General features: G+C 59.0%; 10 protein-coding genes. 1 reads left to right on the top strand and 9 read right to left on the bottom strand.

The annotated features are described in order from the left end of the window. Positions 1-5: 5 nt before the first annotated feature. From LJU29_RS15120 to LJU29_RS15160, 9 genes are all read right to left on the bottom strand, one after another. A complete protein-coding gene (locus LJU29_RS15120; protein ID WP_257110876.1) occupies positions 6-1475 on the bottom strand; it encodes an efflux transporter outer membrane subunit in 1470 nt (489 codons plus the stop codon). After that, positions 1472-4579: an efflux RND transporter permease subunit gene (locus LJU29_RS15125; protein ID WP_257110877.1), complete on the bottom strand. Its 3108-nt coding sequence runs from the start codon at positions 4577-4579 to the stop codon at positions 1472-1474. Before LJU29_RS15125 ends, LJU29_RS15120 begins: the two co-directional genes overlap by 4 nt. Next, positions 4576-7686: an MdtB/MuxB family multidrug efflux RND transporter permease subunit gene (locus LJU29_RS15130; protein ID WP_257110878.1), complete on the bottom strand. Its 3111-nt coding sequence runs from the start codon at positions 7684-7686 to the stop codon at positions 4576-4578. Before LJU29_RS15130 ends, LJU29_RS15125 begins: the two co-directional genes overlap by 4 nt. Further along, entirely contained in the window at positions 7683-8984 is a 1302-nt protein-coding gene (locus LJU29_RS15135) for an MdtA/MuxA family multidrug efflux RND transporter periplasmic adaptor subunit (RefSeq protein ID WP_057424114.1), read from the bottom strand. Before LJU29_RS15135 ends, LJU29_RS15130 begins: the two co-directional genes overlap by 4 nt. A gap of 150 nt (positions 8985-9134) precedes the next feature. Further along, the gene (gene tpx / locus LJU29_RS15140) at positions 9135-9635 is read right to left on the bottom strand and encodes a thiol peroxidase (RefSeq protein ID WP_005743607.1); all 501 of its coding nucleotides are present in this window, start codon (positions 9633-9635) and stop codon (positions 9135-9137) included. Positions 9636-9725: 90 nt separating this feature from the next. Next, positions 9726-10643, bottom strand: a complete 918-nt coding sequence (locus LJU29_RS15145) for a LysR family transcriptional regulator (protein WP_057454064.1) — start codon at positions 10641-10643, stop codon at positions 9726-9728. A 105-nt stretch (positions 10644-10748) separates the two neighbouring features. Continuing rightward, positions 10749-14429, bottom strand: coding sequence for a translocation/assembly module TamB domain-containing protein (locus tag LJU29_RS15150; protein WP_257110879.1), 3681 nt, complete (start codon positions 14427-14429; stop codon positions 10749-10751). Between the two features lie 5 nt (positions 14430-14434). Further along, positions 14435-16159: an autotransporter assembly complex protein TamA gene (locus tag LJU29_RS15155; protein WP_257110880.1), complete on the bottom strand. Its 1725-nt coding sequence runs from the start codon at positions 16157-16159 to the stop codon at positions 14435-14437. 59 nt (positions 16160-16218) lie between these two features. Further along, positions 16219-16890, bottom strand: a complete 672-nt coding sequence (locus LJU29_RS15160) for a GNAT family N-acetyltransferase (protein WP_002553676.1) — start codon at positions 16888-16890, stop codon at positions 16219-16221. Between the two features lie 191 nt (positions 16891-17081). Between LJU29_RS15160 and xthA the strand changes: the two genes are divergently transcribed. After that, on the top strand, positions 17082-17894 hold the full coding sequence (gene xthA / locus LJU29_RS15165; RefSeq protein ID WP_004658827.1) for an exodeoxyribonuclease III: 813 nt from the start codon (positions 17082-17084) through the stop codon (positions 17892-17894). The last annotated feature ends 77 nt before the right edge of the window (positions 17895-17971 follow it).

Raw genomic sequence — 17971 nt, forward strand, 5'->3', positions numbered from 1 at the left:
AGCACTCACTCCCTGAGGGTCAAACCTGTTTCGGCATTCCAGCCGCCACCCAATGCGGCAATCAACTGAACGCTGGCAATCAAGCGACTTTGCAGAACGTTCAGCACACTGCGTTCATTGCTCAAAGCAGTGGCCTGTACGTTGACGACGTCAAGATAACCGATCAACCCGGCCTTGTACTGGTTGTTGGTCAGGCGCAACGAGTCGCGAGCCGATACCAGCGCTTCCTGGCGCACGGTGGCCTCCTGCTCGTAGACCTTGAGTTGAACGAGGTAATTTTCGACTTCCTGAAAACCATTCAGCACGGTCTGCCGGTACTGGGCGACAGTCTGGTCGTACACGGCCTCGGTACGATCAACTTCCGCCGTCCGCCTGCCACCGTCGAACAACGTCAACGCCAGTTGCGGCCCTACCGACCAGAAGCGGTTGGGCAGGCTGATCCAGTTGGCGAACGTACTGCTGCTGTAACCGCCGCTCATGCTCAGCGTGAAGTCTGGGTAGTAAGCGGCCTTGGCGACGCCGATGTTGGCATTGGCGGCCATGACCGAGCGTTCGGCCGCGGCAATGTCCGGTCGGCGTTCAAGCAACTGTGACGGCAGCCCTGGCGGGATCTGCGGCAATTGCGGAATCGAAGTGCTGGCCGGCAGATTGAAGTCAGCGGGCGCCATACCCATCAGCACGGCAATGGCGTTCTCGAATTGTGCACGCTGCCAGGCCAGATCGATCAGGTCGGCCTGAGTGCTTTTCAACTGTGTCTGCGCCTGGGCGACAGCGTCACTTCCTGAAATACCGGCGCGGTATTGATTCTGGGTGAGGGTCAGGGAACGCTGATAGGTGTCCACAGTGGATTCCAGCAGGCGTTTCTGTTCGTCAATGACCCGCAATTGCAGATAATTCTGCACCAGCTCCGATTGCAGGCTGAGGCGCATCGCTGCCAGGTCCGCAAGACTTGCCTGCGCACTGGCGGTGTCAGCCTCCAGCCCACGGCGCAACTTGCCCCACACATCGGCTTCCCAACTGACGCCCAGTTGAGCGTTGTAACTGTTGCGAATTCCCGAGGCGCCGGTATTCGTACCGGTATTGGATGTGCCTGTGCCCTGCCCCGAGCGGGTCTTGCCGGTGGTCAGATCCAGTGTCGGCAGAAATGCGCCTCTGGAGCTACGCACCAGTGCTTGTGCCTGCCGGTACTGCGCATCGTACTGGGCGACGGTCTGGTTGGAGGTGTTGAGCCGTTCGATCAGCGAGTTCAGTTGCGGATCCCTGTACACCTCCCACCATGCACCTTTGGCCATCGCGTCACCGGGTGTGGCTGCACGCCAGCCTTCGGCGGCCTTGAACTGCGCAGGCGCGGCCATCGACGGCGTCTGGTAATCAGGACCGACAGCACAAGCGCTGAGCAGCACAACGCAGAGCCCCAGCGCGAGTGGACGAATCAGCCCTGTCGGGCGGGATATAAAGGCCAGGCGTTCGGTCATAGCGGGGTTTCCAGAGCAGCATCGGTACGCACGCCACGCCATTTATTGTAACGGTGGCGCAGACGGTCGAGATAAAGGTAAACCACCGGGGTGGTGTAGAGAGTCAGGACCTGGCTGAAGATCAGTCCACCAATAATGGTCAGGCCCAGCGGTTTGCGCATTTCAGCGCCTTCCGCGGTACTCAGCAGCAACGGCAATGCACCCAGAATGGCGGCCATTGTGGTCATCAGAATGGGGCGTAGGCGTTGCAGACAAGCGCTGCGGATCGACTCTTGCGGCGTCATTCCCTGATCACGCTCAAGGTGCAGGGCCAGGTCGATCATCATGATTGCGTTCTTCTTCACCACGCCAATCAGCAGGAACAGCCCCAACAGGGAGATCAGGCTGAATTCGCTGCCCAGCACGTAGATCGTCAGCAATGCGCCCACACCGGCCGATGGCAGCGTCGAGAGGATCGTCAATGGATGGATGTAGCTTTCATAAAGAATCCCCAGCACCAGATACACCGCCAGCAACGCACCGAGAATCATCCAGGGCTGGCTTTTCTGGGTTGAAGCGAAGGCGTTGGCGGTCCCGGCCATCTTGGAAATGATGTCGGACGGCAGTCCGATGGCGGCAATTGCGCGCTCGATAGCCACCGTCGCCTTGTCGAGGCTGGCACCTTCGGCCAGATCAAAGGAAATGTTTTCGGCAGCGAACTGACCGTCATGCGAAACCCGATCATTCGCCAGACTGCGCTCGTAATGAGCAATGCTCGACAGCGGCACGCGCTGCCCGTCGGCAGTAATCACCTGAACCTGCTCGAGCGTCGCCGGGTCCTGAGCGTATTTGGGATTGACCTCCATCACCACCTTGTACTGGTTAAGGCTGTCATAGATGGTCGAGACCTGACGCTGGCTGTAGGCATTGTTGAGCACCGCCGTGACCATGTTCATATCGATGCCCAGCCGTTTGGCCGTATCACGATTGACCACCAGGGTCACTTGCTGCGCCCCACGCCCTTCCCTGGCGTCAATGGCCGTCAGCTCCGGAATCGATTTGAGCGCCGCAACGATCTTCGGATACCACAGCCGCAGGCTGCTCAGGTCTGCACTTTGCACAATGTACTGATACTGCGAACTGGTCTGCTCGCGACCACCCCCCAGTTGCAGGTCCTGATCAGGCGCCAGAAATAGTCTGCCACCGGGCACATGCGGCATGTTCTTGCGCAGGCGCTCGACCACTTTTTCGGCAGACAGCTTGCGCTCGGCAATCGGCTTGAGGCGTACGATCATGAAGGCGTTATTGGTGCCACCGCTACCGCCGATAAAACCGGCAACGCTCTCCACCGCAGGGTCTGCCAGAATCGAACGGCGAAAGATTTCCATTTTCGGCTGCATGACCGAGAACGAAAGACCGTCGTCACCGCGTACAAAACCCATCAGTTGCCCGGTGTCCTGCTGTGGCAGAAAGGTCTTGGGCACCACCACATACAGCGCGACATTCACCACAACGGTAATCAGCAGGCTGAGCAGTGTCAGCCTGCGATGCCGCATGACCCAGCCGAGCGAGCGGTCATAGCCAGCGACCATGCGGTCGTTGACCCGCTCGCTCCAGCGCTGAAAGGCATTGTCCTTGCCCGAATCGTGGGGTTTGAGCCAGCGCGCGCACAACATCGGCGTCAGGGTCAGGGATACGATCAGCGAGACGACGATCGACACCGACAAGGTAATGGAAAACTCGCGAAACAGACTTTCGACCAGCCCACCCATGAACAGAATGGAAATGAACACCGCCACCAGCGAGACGTTCATCGACAGCAAGGTGAAGCCCACCTCTTTGGCCCCCAGAAAGGCCGCTTTCATGGGGTCGAGACCGTTGTGAATGTGCCGGGAAATGTTTTCCAGCACCACGATTGCATCGTCCACCACAAGTCCGGTGGCGAGGATCAAGGCCATCAACGACAGATTGTTCAGGGAAAAACCGAGCAGGTGCATGATCGCAAAGGTGCCTACCAGCGATACCGGAACCGCCAGAGTGGGGATCAGCGATGCGCGAAAACTGCCGAGAAACAGAAATACCACCATCACCACCAGAACCACGGCAATCAGCAGGGTCATCTCTGCCTCGTGAAGCGTCGCCTTGATCACCGGCGAGCGATCCATCGCGACGTTGAGGCTCACGCTGGCAGGCAGCACGGCCCGCAGGGCTGGCAATTGCGCCTTGATCTGCGCCACGGTTTCAATGATGTTGGCACCCGCCTGGCGGTTGACGACCAGTAACACCGCCCGGTTATTGTTATAAAACCCGCTGTTGTAGCGATCTTCCACGGCATCGCTGACTTTCGCGACGTCCTTGAGGCGCAAGGTCGCCCCATCCTTGTAGCGAATGATCAGCGGCGCATAGTCCTTTGCGGTTTCCAGCTGGTCGTTGGCCTGAACCTGCCAGTTATGCTGATCATCCTCCACAAAACCCTTTGGCCGCCGCACGTTCGCACCGGTAATCGCGGTACGCACGTCGTCAAGCGATACGCCGTACTGGGAGAGCATCTGTGGCTCCAGCTCGATACGCACCGCTGGCAGCGAACTGCCGCCGATCTGCACTTCGCCGACCCCGGAAACCTGCGACAGGCTCTGTGACAGGATGGTGGATGCCAGGTCGTAAAGCTGACCTTTTTCCAGCACCGTCGACGTCATAGACAGGACCATAATCGGCGCCTGGGACGGGTTGACCTTCTTGTAGGTCGGCATGCTGCGCATACCGCTGGGCAGCAGGTTGCGTGAAGCATTGATTGCCGCCTGCACTTCCCGCGCCGCGCCATTGATGTCGCGATTGAGATCGAACTGCAGAATGATCCGTGTCGTGCCCTGGCTTGAATTGCTGGTCATGGTATTGACCCCGGCAATACTGCCCAGCGAACGCTCCAGCGGAGTGGCCACAGTGGAGGCCATTACCTCGGGGCTGGCACCCGCCAGACTGGCGGACACCACAATTACCGGGAAGTCCATATTCGGCAACGGCGCGACCGGCAACAAGCGGAAGCTGACCGCGCCCAGCAGCAGGATCGCCAGGCTCAGCAGTACGGTCGCAACCGGGCGACGGATAAACGGTGCGGACAGGTTCATGCGTCAGCCCGTTCCAGCCGGTCCGGGTCGGCAGGCCTGCGACTCCAGCGACGGCCAAGCCGGTCGAAATACAGATAGATGACCGGCGTGGTAAACAGCGTCAGTACCTGGCTGACCAGCAGACCGCCGACCATCACCAGCCCCAGTGGCTGGCGCAACTCTGCGCCGGAGCCGCTGGCAAGCATCAACGGAATGGCGCCGAACAATGCTGCCAGGGTGGTCATGAGAATCGGCCGGAAACGCAGCAGCGCCGCTTCGTAGATCGCCGTTTCCGGTGCAACACCCCGGTTGCGCTCTGCGTCGAGCGCGAAGTCGATCATCATGATCGCGTTCTTCTTGACGATGCCGATCAGCAAAATGATACCGATGATCGCGATCATCCCCAGATCATTTCCGCTGATCAGCAAGGCCAGCAAGGCACCCACTGCTGCCGACGGCAGTGTCGAGAGGATGGTGATCGGGTGGATATAGCTCTCGTAGAGCACGCCCAGCACGATGTACATGGTCACTACAGCCGCCAGAATCAGCAGCAACGTGCTCGACAACGATGCCTGAAATGCCTCGGCAGCGCCCTGAAACTGGGTCTGCACACCAATCGGCATGCCGATGTCCTGCTCAACCTGTTCGATGACCTGCACGGCCTTGCCCAATGCAACGCCGGGCGCAAGGTTGAACGACATCATCACTGCCGGAAACTGCCCGAGGTGAGCGATGGCCAACTGCGCCTGACGCTGCTCGACGCGTGCCAGGCTCGACAGTTTTACCTGTGCGCCATCGGTGGTCTTGACGTGGATCTGCTCAAGTGCGGCAGGACCGAGCTCACTGCCCGACGCGGCTTGCAGCACCACGCGGTACTGGCTGGCCTGGGTATAGATGGTGGAAATCTGTCGCTGACCGAATGCGTCGTACAGCGCATCGGTAATATCTGCAACGGTGACCCCTACCCGACTGGCCGCATCACGATCGATGTTCAGATATACCTGCAGGCCCTTGTCCTGCAGGTCGCTGGCCACATCCGTCAACTCGGACCGTTTGCCGAGCGCCTCGACCAGCCTTTCGCTCCACAGCGTCAGCAGCTCGGCGTCGGGCGATGACATGCTGAACTGGTACTGAGTACGACTGACCCGGTCTTCAATGGTCAGGTCTTGCACCGGCTGCATGAACAGACGAATGTCCGAAAGCTTGTCTACCTCTGGCTGCAGGCGCTGGATCACCTCGGATGCGGTGAGGTCACGCTCTGCGTGGGGCTTGAGGTTGATCAGCAGACGCCCGCTGTTGAGCGTTGCGTTATCACCGTCAACACCAATGTAGGAAGACAGACTGACCACTGCAGGGTCTTTGAGAATGATGTCAGCCAGCGCCTTCTGACGCTGGCTCATGGCAGCAAAGGAGACCGACTGTGGCGCTTCCGAAATACCCTGGATCACGCCGGTGTCCTGCACCGGAAAGAAGCCCTTGGGCACAACGATGTACAGCAGCACAGTCAGTGCCAGAGTGGCCAATGCCGCCAACAGGGTCAGTGGTTGATGCCTGAGCACCCAGCGCAACCCGCCCGCGTAGATATCGATCAGCCAGTCGATCCAGGCACCGCTGGCACGATAGAAACGGCTCTGCTCTTCTTCCTTTGGCTCGCGCTTGAGCAACCGCGCGCACATCATGGGCGTCAGGGTCAGCGATACCACCAGCGATATCAGGATGGCGACTGCCAGGGTTATCGCGAACTCGCGAAACAGCCGCCCGACCACATCAGCCATGAATAACAGCGGGATCAGTACTGCAATCAGCGACAGGGTCAGGGAAATCAGGGTGAAACCGATCTGTTTCGCGCCCTTCAGGGCGGCCTGCAGAGGTGTTTCGCCCTCCTCGATATGCCGGGAGATGTTTTCCAGCATCACGATGGCGTCATCAACAACGAAACCGGTCGCGATGGTCATGGCCATCAGCGTGAGGTTGTTGACCGAGAAGCCCGCCAGGTACATGACGCCGAAGGTGCCTACCAGTGACAGCGGGACGGCGATAGAGGGAATGATCGTCGCGCTGAAACGACGCAGGAACAGGAAGGTTACCAGCACCACCAAGATAATCGCGATCAACAGTTCGTGCTGAACATCGGTCACCGACGCGCGGATCGTCTGAGTGCGGTCCGTCAGGACCACGACGTCGAGGCCGGCCGGAAGGTTCTCGGTGATTGACGGCAGCAATGCCTTGATCCGGTCGACCACTTCGATCACGTTGGCGCCCGGCTGGCGCTGAATGTTCAGCAGCACCGCCTGACTCCGATTGGCCCAGGCCGCCAGACGTTCGTTTTCGGCACCGTCGACGATTTCGGCCACATCCTTCAGACGCAGGGGAGCGCCATCCTTGTAGGCCAGAATAAGGTTGGCGTACTCCTCTGGAGACTTCAACTGGTCGTTGGCATCCAGCATCGAAACCCGGGTTGGCCCGTCGAAGTTACCCTTGGGCTGGTTGACGTTGGACGCGCCGATCAGGGTCCGCACATCAGACAGGTTCAGGCTGTTGGCGGCCAGCGCTTCCGGATTGACCTTGATCCGCACAGCCTGACGCTGGCCGCCGGCAATGCTGACCATGCCGACACCGCTGATCTGCGAGATTTTCTGCGCCATGCGTGTATCGACCAGATCATTGAGCTTGGGCAGCAGCATGGTTTTCGAGGTAATCGCCAGGGTCAGAACCGGCGTGTCTGCCGGGTTGACCTTGTTATAGACCGGCGGTGCCGGAAGATCGGTAGGCAGAAGGTTGGTGGCCGCGTTGATCGCGGCCTGGACCTGCTGCTCAGCCACATCCATATTGATTTCGAGGCTGAAACGCAAGGTAATGACCGACGCGCCGCCCGAGCTCGTCGAGGCCATCTGGGTCAAACCGGGTATCTGCCCGAATTGACGCTCAAGAGGCGCAGTGACGGAGCTGGTCATGACCTGCGGACTGGCACCGGGATACAGCGTCATCACCCGAATGGTCGGATAGTCGACCTGAGGCAGCGCCGACACCGGCAGCAAGGTGTAGGCGATCAGACCCGCCAGGACGATTGCCAGCATACTCAGCGTGGTGGCAACCGGACGCAGGATGAACAGGCGCGACATGTTCATACGTTTGGTTTTTCCACCTTGCCGAGTGCTGCCGACTTGTCTGTCTTGCTGTCAGGCTTGCCCTGCAGCTTCTGAACCGGACCCGCCGGTACATCCTTGCTGTCGTTGACGACCTCGACTTCAGCGCCGTCGCGCAGGCGGTCGGTGCCTTCGAGCACGACCCGTTCTCCGGCTGCCAGACCTTCGGTAATCACCGTCGATGTCTCGTCGCTCGGGCCTGTCTTCAACAGTTTGAGTTTGACCTTCTTGTCACCGTCCAGGACATAGACAAAGGTCCCGTCGGTGCCGAACTGCACGGCAGCCGTTGGCACCAGCGTCACCTGTTTCAACGTATCGGCGCGCAGACGCACATTGACGAACTGGTTGGGGAACAGGATCTCGTCACCGTTATCGAAACGGGCCTTGAACTTCAGTGTGCCGGTCGTCACATCGATCTGGTTATCGAGGCTGGCGAGTACACCGGAAGCCTGCATTTTCGTATCGCCCCGGTCCCAGGCTTCGACGGGCAGCTTGTCGCCGGTACGGTAGCGGGAAATGACTTTCGACAGGTCCTTTTCCGGGAGCGTGAAGGCGACCGATATGGGCTGGGTCTGGGTAATCACCACCAGCGCCGTGGTGTCGTTGGCGGCAACCAGGTTGCCGACATCCAGCTGTTTGAGGCCGACACGACCTGCAATAGGCGCACGAATGCGTGTGAAGTCCAGGCTCAGCTTCGCGTCAGCCACGGCAGCCTGATTGGTCTTGATCGTGCCTTTGTACTGATTGACCAGCGACTCGGCAGTGTCGAGGGTCTGCTTGGCAATACTGTCCTCGGCAAAAAGCCCACGGTAACGCTGTACGTCGAGCTGAGCATTCTTGAGCAGCGCCTGATTGGTGGCCAGCGTACCTTCCGCCTGCTGCAATGCGACCTGATAGCTGCGCGGATCGATTTCCGCCAGCAGGTCACCCGCCTTGACCATCTGCCCTTCCTGGAAATAAAGCTTGACCAGCTCTCCCGCCACACGGCTGCGCACATTGATGGTATTCATCGCCGTTACCGTGCCAAGCGCCTTGTAGTAGATAGGGAAATCGCCTTCGGTTGCCGGGGCGACCCGCACCGGGACAGCGGCAGCCGATGCACCGAAGCCAGGCCGCGCCATGCCACCTGCACCATGCTTCTTGCTCTCGGCCCCTTTGCCGGGAGTGGAGGCAGGCCAGAGCCACCAGCACAGGGCAACAATGGCCAACAGGATCAACAAACTGATCAACCAGCGACGGGATTTACGAGAGCCAGACGATTGCATGAATAAATCAACCATTACAGGTGGGGTTCTTCAGAAGGCTGAACAATAAGCACAGATGCGTTACAAGCAAAGCGCCTTTACCAAGCGCTTACTTTCGATAAACGTATGAAGCACAAACAAAAAAACGGCCTGAGCGGATTCAGGCCGTCGAAGTGTTGCGGAAAGTTACTTAAGCACAGCCAATGCAGCGTCGTAGTCGGGTTCGTTAGCGATCTCTGTTACCAGTTCGCTGTGCAGCACTTTGTCGTTTTCGTCCAGAACAACCACCGCACGAGCGGTCAGACCTTTCAGTGGACCGTCTGCAATTGCAACGCCGTAATGCTCGCTGAAATCGGCAGCGCGGAAAGAAGACAGGTTCTTGACGTTTTCCAGACCTTCGGAGCCGCAGAAGCGGGACTGGGCAAACGGCAGGTCAGCAGAGATACACAGAACAACAGCATTGCTCAGCTCGTTTGCCTGGGCGTTGAATTTGCGTACCGACGTTGCACAGGTCGGTGTATCGACGCTCGGAAAAATGTTCAGCACCTTGCGCTTGCCAGCGAAGTCAGCCAGGGTCTTGTCGGCAAGACCTTCACCCACCAGCGTGAAGGCAGGTGCCTTGCTGCCGACTTCAGGCAGCTTGCCATTGACTTGAACAGGGCCGCCTTTGAGGGTTACTTGAGCCATGAAACACATTCCTTTTTTGAGATGAATAAAAGAACCGGAAGTTAAACACGAAAGTGTGCCGTGTCCTATATAGGATAATTCCGATTTTTCTCAGGAAACCAGTCTGTCCCTGATATCTGGGTGGGCACATAATTCCACCAGCCAATCGACGAATACCCTGATGCGTCGTGACAACTGGCGATGAGGTGGGTAAAGCACCGTCAACGCCAGCGGCGGCGGACGATGCAACCGCAGCACCTCGACCAGTATGCCGCTGCGCAACTGTGCGGCGACATGGTAACGCGGCACCTGTATCAGGCCGAAACCCGCCTCGCAAGCCGCTACATAACCGTCGGCACTGTTGACCGAAATAGAACAGGCCAACGCTTGATCGACCTCCACGCCACCGGCCATGAACTCCAGACCATAGCGTTTGCCGGTGCTGGTCGAGAAATATTCAATTACCTGATGTTGCGCGAGGTCCGGCAGATTTAGCGGCGTACCGTATCGCTGCAGGTAATCGCGACTGGCGCAAGTGATCTGGGTCAGGCTGCCCAGCGGCCTGGCGACCAGCGTTTCGTCCAATGCTGCTCCGGCGCGCAAGACACAGTCCACGCCCTCGCGGATCAGGTCGGCCGGTCTGTCGCTCATGCCGATTTCCAGCCGGATCTGCGGGTAGCGCCGGGCAAATTCAGGCAAAGCGGGTATCACGATCATGCGCCCAAGGCTCACTGGCAGGTCAACGCGCAGCAACCCCTTGGGCTCGGCACCTGCCGCAGAGAAGGAAGCTTCGGCGTCATCCAGATCGGCCAGCAGGCTTACGCAGCGCTGGTAGTAGGCCTTGCCGTCAGGCGTGGTGCTGACCTGACGCGTAGTGCGTTGCAAGAGCTGCACGCCCAGGTGAGCTTCCAGTTGTTTGATCAGAATCGTCACGGATGCACGGGGCATGTGCAGGCTCTCGGCCGCCCTGGCGAAACCGCCCAGCTCGACGATACGGGTGAATACGCGCATGGCGTTGAATCGATCCATGATTACCGGCAGCCTGAATAGAGAGAGCGTGAGAAGGGTCACACTGTTTTAACAGGGTAAACCGGTTGAACGCAGGCCAGCGCCACTACAGCCGCAGGCCAATATTCAGAAGTCTCTTTTATAGAAAATATCCAGCGAACTGGCAACACCGCTTGCAGCCTCAAGGTACACGCGCTTGCTGAGCAGATAGCGCAACGCAATGGTATTGGCCGGTTCAAACACGCCGACACCATAACGCAGGCTGAGCTTCTCGGTGATTTTGCCGCTGGCAACCACATTGGTCTTGTCGCCGGTTCCCGAGGTATCCAGCTCGAAGTCCTTGATACCCAGATTGTCCGCAAGCTTGCCGGTGGTCGACGAGCTACCGGCAACGCCAAGCGCCAGTGCAGCCTGAGCGACCATGTTGTTGTCTTCGCCCGAGGTACTCAGCGGTCTGCCCATGACCAGATAGGAGAGCGCCTGCTCCTGGCTCATCGCGGGTTCGGAAAACACTTCGGTGGTGGGTTGCTCGGCACTGCCGGTCAGACGAATGCCTGCGATCACGTCATCTGTCTGGCGAATGGCCTCGATATCCAGATAGGGCTGGTCCACAGGGCCTGCAAACAGCAGGCGCGCCTTGCGGATGGTCAGCCGCTGCCCGTAGGCACGGTAACGGCCGTCGTTCAGGTTCAGCTCACCACGGGTGTCCAGGTTGTCGCCAATGTGCACCCTTCCGACCAGATTGGCAGTAAGCCCGAAACCGCTGAAGGCGAGCTTTTCCTGACCAACCTCCACATCGATATCCATGGCCACTGCCAGCGGTGGCGCGCCCTCCTCGGTCTGCTGCCCGACGATCACCGTATCACCCGAGAGCTTGACCGTAGACGGCGGCAGCTCACGCACGGTGATCGCCCCCTTGGGCACCAGCACCTTGCCGGAAATAGCCAATCGCTCACCCTGCATGGAAATTTTCAGGTCAGGCGCTACCTCCACTTCCGCGTAGGGCTCGACATTGATCGGCAGACGCGCGCCCTTGAGGCTCACATCAACGTTCAGATTCTGCCCCCAGGCCACCTGACCGCCGATGCTCCCCTGCCCGGTGCTGCCACTTTTCCAGCCACCGGTGAGCTGTACGCTCTCCCCGGCGATCAACGCCTGCACCTTGAGGTCATGCAGTTCCATCGGCAACTCGGCACCCGCCACTTCACCACCTTCAAGTATCACGCTGCCATTGACCAGAGGTGCCAGCAAGCTGCCTGACAATCGGCCATTGCCGTTCAGGCGGCCATTGAGTTTCTGCACCATTGGCGCAAAGGGTCGTGCCACCGAGATGTCCAGCCCGGAGAGACTGAAATCGCCTGACAGAGGCTTGTCTCTGGCCAGTGGATCGATCTGCGCATTGAGCAGTAACCGGCCCAGCTTGCCGCCTTCGAAATCCAGACGCGTATCGATACGTCTGGGTGCCAGTGTGGTGTCGAGTTTGAGTGCCTGGTACGGAAAGTCCAGCCACTGGTCTTTGTTGCGCACCCGCAGCGTGCCGCCTCCGGCATCAATCGTAACCTTGCCGGAGGGGCCCGCTGCGGGAAGATCAAGCTGAACGTCGGCATTCAGCGCGCCCTTCCAGGCAAAATCCTTTGGCATCCATTGCGCCAGGCTGTCGAGCGGAAAGTTCTTTAGCTGATAGCGCAAACGTGGCTCCGGCATCAGTCGTTGATCGCCACCGCACAGGCTGGAGGCGCCGGACAGCCAGCAATGCGCACCGAAGTTCAGCCGACCATCGGCCAGGCGTTCAATCTTCGCCGGTTGCTGCAAACGCCAGTTCTGTCCGCCGCTCTGTACGGTGCCGCTGGCCAGCCGACCGCGCCAGTCGCCCTTGTCAAGGCCGCCGTCCAATGCGATCGCAAGCTTGAGCAACGGCCCTTGCAGGTCCAGCTTCAATTGTTGCGCCTTGAGCGTACCCTGACCGTCCACCAGCAACGTACCCAACCCGGTGTCGCCTGCTTGAATGCCAACGCCCTTTAGGTTGATGGTCGCGCGCTGCGATTGATCCAGGCGGGCATTGAGAGTCAGGCTTTGCAGACGATTGTCCTGCAAGGCGAGCTGACTGCCCTGCAATGCCAGTTGCCCTTGCGGTGCCTGAAGCGTTCCTGACAGGTCGAGCCTGCCTTTGGCCTGCCCCTGCAAACGTGGCCACAACTGAGCCAGACGCGGCAGGTCAAGATCCAGCTGCCCTTTGAGACGCTCCTGCAAACTGCCATTACCCTGAACCCGGTTGTCACCCAATCGAATGTTCACATTGCTGACATTCCACTGCTGATCAAGACCGTCAGCCTTGGCTTGCAGCAGCGCAGGCTGGCCACGCAGACGTCCCTTGAGGTCCAGGTCGGCAGTCAGTTCAAGCTTCTCGTTGACCCGTTGACCTTTGCTGCGCAAGGGCCCTGCCAGTGTGCCGGGCAATTCGGCAACCCAGAATGAAGGGTCCAGCGCGCTCAGGTCCAGTGCAGTGTCCCAGCCAACGCCATTGGCAAATTGCAGGTTCAGGAAACCGCTGGCCTTGCCCTGCCCTGCGACCAGCTCCAGTTGCGGCAGATGGACTTCCTGCAAATTGCCGCTGAAGGGACTGATCAGCGTGAACGCGCCAGCAGGTCCTTTGAGGCTGGCGTTGAAATTGCCAAGATAATTGCCGTCGGTGTAGGAAATCTCACCTTTGAAGGCGTGCAACGACACTTGCGGTTCGGACGCCAGCGGATACAGACGCTGCCAAGGGAAATCCAGCCAGTCGATGCTCGCATCAGCCGAGAAACCACTCTGCCAGTTCAACGTGCCGTTGATGGCCAGACGCTGTTGATCGTTGGCGGCCAGATCAAGCGCTGCAATGGTTGCCCCGTTGGCATCCGCACGCCCCTGCAACGACAACGCTACAGGGCCTTTTTCTGCGGGCAGGCTGGCAGTGCCGTTGATCTGGTAACCCGAGTCGAGATCGCCTTCGGCAGTCAACAGCAGTTGGTCGAGTTGCAGGGTATCGGGCAATGCTGCGCTGGGTTTGAAATGTTCTGCCGTCAGTTTCAATCGTGCTGGCAAATGCTCGGCCAAAGGTTGCAGCTCACCGGTCAGTTGCCCTGGTAGATAGCCGCTGCTGTCCGCCTTGAGTTGCAGGGTCTTGAGCACGTCACCGTGAATATCCAGCGCCAGCGTCCAGGGCTGACCGTCCTGTGGCGGCAGTTGCAGCTGACCTTTTACGCTCAATGGCCAGTCGCCCTCGGGCTTCAGCAGACCATTGAGGTCCAGCACCAGCGCATCACGTTGCAGGTGCGCGCTGTCGATTTGCAAGCCTTCGGCGGTCCAGTGCGCCGCCAGCTTGAGGTCGCGCAGCTGTTCGACGCCATCCAGTTGCAGGCTGCCCAGCTGTATATCACCCAGTTGCAGGGCGAGCGGCAACTTGACGACTGGCAAATTCATGGGGCCTTCGTCGCTCGGCGCACTGCTTGGAGGAAAGCGCAGCAGTACTTGACTCGCGTGCAGGCGATCAATGCATAAGGTCATCTTCAGCAGGCAGGCTGGCGTCCAGGCGAAATCGACAGAATGCACCTCGACACGGTCTGCGCCTTGCTGCCACACCAGGCGCTCGGCACTCCACTGCCCGCCCAGGCGGCCCTGAAAGTTTTCCAGTTGCACACCGGGCACGCGAGCCAGCGCCCAGCGGCTGCCTGCCTGGGTTCCAATCAACACCCCGACGCTGACGATCACCAGCAGCAGTAACGCGATCACGCTCAGTCCGGCAATCGTTGCACCACGCCTGATGTTCATCCTGTTCACAGTTCCGGCCCCATCGAGAAGTGCAGGCGAATGCCACCGTCGTCATCCAGCGCGTGCGCCAGATCGAGACGCAATGGACCCACCGGAGATACCCAGCGCACCCCAAAACCGACGCCGGTTTTCAGGTCTGGCTTGTCCAGACTGTTGAATGAGTTGCCCTGATCGATGAAAGTCGCGAGCCGCCATTTATCGGCAATGGAATACTGGTACTCGACGCTCCCGGCAAACATGTAACGCCCACCAATGCGGTCGCCGTCCGAGTTGGTCGGTGACAGTTTCTGGTAGTCATACCCTCGTACGCTTTGATCGCCACCGGCAAAAAAACGCAGCGACGGCGGTATCGAGGTGTAACCGTCAGTCAGGTTGCCGCCCAGTTGCACGCGCCCGAGAAAGCGATGGTTCTGAGCGACTGTCGTCAGCCCTTTGAGCAGCACATTGGCATGCACCAGATTGGCATCCGACAACATGCCCTCTTTGGCCACCTGGGTGTCGAACTGTAAACGGTAGCCCTGGTGGGGATCGATACTGTTATCGCTGCGCAGGTACGAATAACTGATGCCGGGCATTAGCAGCGTGCTCAGACCCGAATCGTCGCCCAGCCGGTATTCTTCACGCTGCCATTTCAGTGAGATAACCCGTTCCCAGCCGCTGGGCAGTTTGCTGTGCCATTCGGGCCCAGCAGTCAGCAGCTTGCTGAGGCTGTCGGTTCCAGCAATCTCTTCGTATTGATAGCCACCGGCATAACGCAGTTTATCGGTCAACGGCGGATCGAGCGGCACGTCGTACCACAGGCCGACATTCTGCCGAGGCGCGGATATTTCCGATTCGAACCCGTAGCTGTGCCCTTGTGGATTGGCCCAGTGTCGTGTCCAGTTGGCTTTGCCACGCGGACCGACATCGGTTGAGTACCCCAGGCCAAGGCCCATGGTTCGGGGTTTACGGGTTTCAAGCTGAACGGTTACCGGAATGACCTGATGGTCAGCTGCGGTAGGCGCGGCATCGACCCGCACGCCTTCAAAATAGCCACTGCCCTGCATGGCCTGGGTCAATTCGGCGATCAGTTGTGAATCGTAAGGAGTATTTTCCTTGAACGGCACCATGCGCTTGAGCAAATCTTCATCGAAGGGCGCATTGCCACTGAACATGACCTTGCCCAGCGAGTAGCGCGGACCACTGTCATAGACCAGCTCGATGTCGGCAAGCCCGGCTCGCGGGTCAATAGCCAGGCGCTGGCTGGTAAAGTGGCCGCTGAAAAAGCCGTAACGCGACGCCTGATTCTGGATCAGGCGTTTGGCATCCTCATAATTGCCATGATTGAGCACCGCGCCGGTTTTCAGCGCGTCGCTTTTGGGTACCCGAAAGGCTTTCAGCGATGCTGCCGGACCCTCGACGCGGATTACCACATTGCGCAGGTGAATCGGCTCGCCCGGCTGGATATTGATCACCAGACGCGGCTGGTCAGCGTCCTTGATCTCGCTGTCGATCTGCGCCTGATAATAGCCAAGCGCCTGAGCCGCTTTCTCTGCCTGCTGTTCGGCACCCAGGCTGAAGTTACGCAGTGCCTGAACGTCACGCTCGCCCAGGTCCCCCACATACCCTTCGACGTTGGCCTTGACTTCCGGGTTGGCGGGCTTGATCCTGACGTCGAGGCGGGTCTGTGCAAGCGCCGCTGCACTCATGGTCATCAGAAACAGGCTGCTGAATAGTCTGAAAAGCTTCATGGGCGTAGATGCTAACACGATCGACGGGCCGCACTGGAAGCCCACGAATTGTCGGAGATTCAGACCGTTACGTCAGGCACCGGCAGTGAAACCTGAGGATTGGGGTGAAAAAACACATGCTCTCGGACAGGTCCTACCGCAATCTCGCCGATTTCCTCATAGCCTTGACGCTTATAGAACTCGAGATAACGAGGATTACCCGTGTCTACGACGATGCCCTGAGAGTGCTCATCCACCGCGCACCAATCGTGCAGCGCCCCAAGCAGTTGTTCGCTCAAATCCTGCCCCAGCTTCTGACCCTGAAATTCCGGATCCAGGCCTATCAACGGCAGCACATGCACGGTTTCGGACGGAACACAGGCCAGCACCGCGTTGTAATAAGCCAGATAACGCTGGGTGCAACCAAGGCCGGTGTCCATCACCATGCGCAGACGCCAAGCCCAGCTTTCAGTGACGCCCAGACGACGTTGCGGTGGCGCGATCAGCGCTACGCCGACCAGCCGATCCTGCAAAAACAGACCGAGTGCAGGCTGGTCTTGCAGGAAGTGTTGTTTGACCAGTTGGCGAATGGTCGCCAATACGCGTTGCTCATATCCCTCGCGCTCGGCATTGAACAGATAGGCGAACGTCGGATCGTGCCGATAGGCCCTGAACAGCAAGGAGCGGGTTTCACGGGAATAACCACTGTCGAGTTGACGAACTTCACCCGTGATGGCAGCAGGTAGGGACATAAAGGGCCTCGTGTTAACGGAACTGCGTCTGGCGCAGCAGTTTTGGCAAGCAGGCTTTCGAGTGATGGCACTTGATAACAGTTCCAACGATTTGTCCGGGTCTGTGTTTGCGCGGTGCCTTACACGGTGCTGGTCCTGAAACCACAGGTCAGCTAGCATCGCTGTTTGTTTTTGCTCAGGACCGCCGTTTTATGAAAATCGTCTCGTTCAACATCAATGGTCTGCGCGCTCGACCTCATCAGTTGGCGGCGCTGATCGACAAACATCAGCCTGACGTAATCGGCCTTCAGGAAACCAAGGTTTCTGACGAGCAGTTCCCCCACGCGGAAGTCGAAGCGCTGGGCTATCACGTGCATTTCCACGGCCAGAAAGGCCATTACGGTGTTGCCCTGCTATCACGCAATCCTCCGCTGGCCCTGCACAAGGGTTTTGAAGGCGACGACGAAGAATCGCAGAAGCGCTTCATCTGGGGCACTTATGCCGACAGCAATGGGCAGCCGGTCACCATCATGAATGGCTACTTTCCGCAGGGCGAGAGCCGTGATCACCCGACCAAATTTCCAGCCAAACAGCGTTTTTACGAGAATCTGCAGACCTTGCTGGAGAGCCATTTCAGCAACGAGCAGCCGCTTATCGTGATGGGTGACGTAAACATTTCTCCGCAGGACTGCGACATCGGCATCGGTGCCGACAACGCCAAGCGCTGGCTGAAGACCGGCAAGTGCAGCTTTCTCCCCGAAGAGCGCGAGTGGATGGAACGCTTGAAAAACTGGGGCCTGGTGGACAGCTTCCGTCATCTGTACCCTGAAGTCGTCGACCGATTCAGCTGGTTTGACTATCGCAGCCGCGGCTTTGAAGACGAACCCAAGCGCGGCCTGCGCATCGACCTGATCATGACCTCCACCGGCCTGCAGCCACGCATCAAGGCCGCCGGGGTGGACTACGATTTGCGCGGCATGGAAAAGCCGTCGGACCATGCGCCGATCTGGCTGGAACTGAACTGAAAAAGCGCCCTATCGTGCGATCCGGCTTTATGCATAAACGGGTCGCGCGCGCAGTGGTCGAGCAATCGTCATATTCC

This window comes from Pseudomonas ficuserectae (assembly GCF_024584585.1).
GTDB classification, from domain to species: domain Bacteria; phylum Pseudomonadota; class Gammaproteobacteria; order Pseudomonadales; family Pseudomonadaceae; genus Aquipseudomonas; species Aquipseudomonas amygdali.

Excerpts from the sequence above, each read along its gene's own strand:
- LJU29_RS15120 (WP_257110876.1), bottom strand. The coding sequence starts at position 1,475 with ATGACCGAACGCCTGGCCTTTATATCCCGCCCGACAGGGCTGATTCGT.
- LJU29_RS15125 (WP_257110877.1), bottom strand. The coding sequence starts at position 4,579 with ATGAACCTGTCCGCACCGTTTATCCGTCGCCCGGTTGCGACCGTACTG.
- LJU29_RS15130 (WP_257110878.1), bottom strand. The coding sequence starts at position 7,686 with ATGAACATGTCGCGCCTGTTCATCCTGCGTCCGGTTGCCACCACGCTG.
- LJU29_RS15135 (WP_057424114.1), bottom strand. The coding sequence starts at position 8,984 with ATGGTTGATTTATTCATGCAATCGTCTGGCTCTCGTAAATCCCGTCGC.
- tpx (WP_005743607.1), bottom strand. The coding sequence starts at position 9,635 with ATGGCTCAAGTAACCCTCAAAGGCGGCCCTGTTCAAGTCAATGGCAAG.
- LJU29_RS15145 (WP_057454064.1), bottom strand. The coding sequence starts at position 10,643 with ATGGATCGATTCAACGCCATGCGCGTATTCACCCGTATCGTCGAGCTG.
- LJU29_RS15150 (WP_257110879.1), bottom strand. The coding sequence starts at position 14,429 with ATGAACATCAGGCGTGGTGCAACGATTGCCGGACTGAGCGTGATCGCG.
- LJU29_RS15155 (WP_257110880.1), bottom strand. The coding sequence starts at position 16,159 with ATGAAGCTTTTCAGACTATTCAGCAGCCTGTTTCTGATGACCATGAGT.
- LJU29_RS15160 (WP_002553676.1), bottom strand. The coding sequence starts at position 16,890 with ATGTCCCTACCTGCTGCCATCACGGGTGAAGTTCGTCAACTCGACAGT.
- xthA (WP_004658827.1), top strand. The coding sequence starts at position 17,082 with ATGAAAATCGTCTCGTTCAACATCAATGGTCTGCGCGCTCGACCTCAT.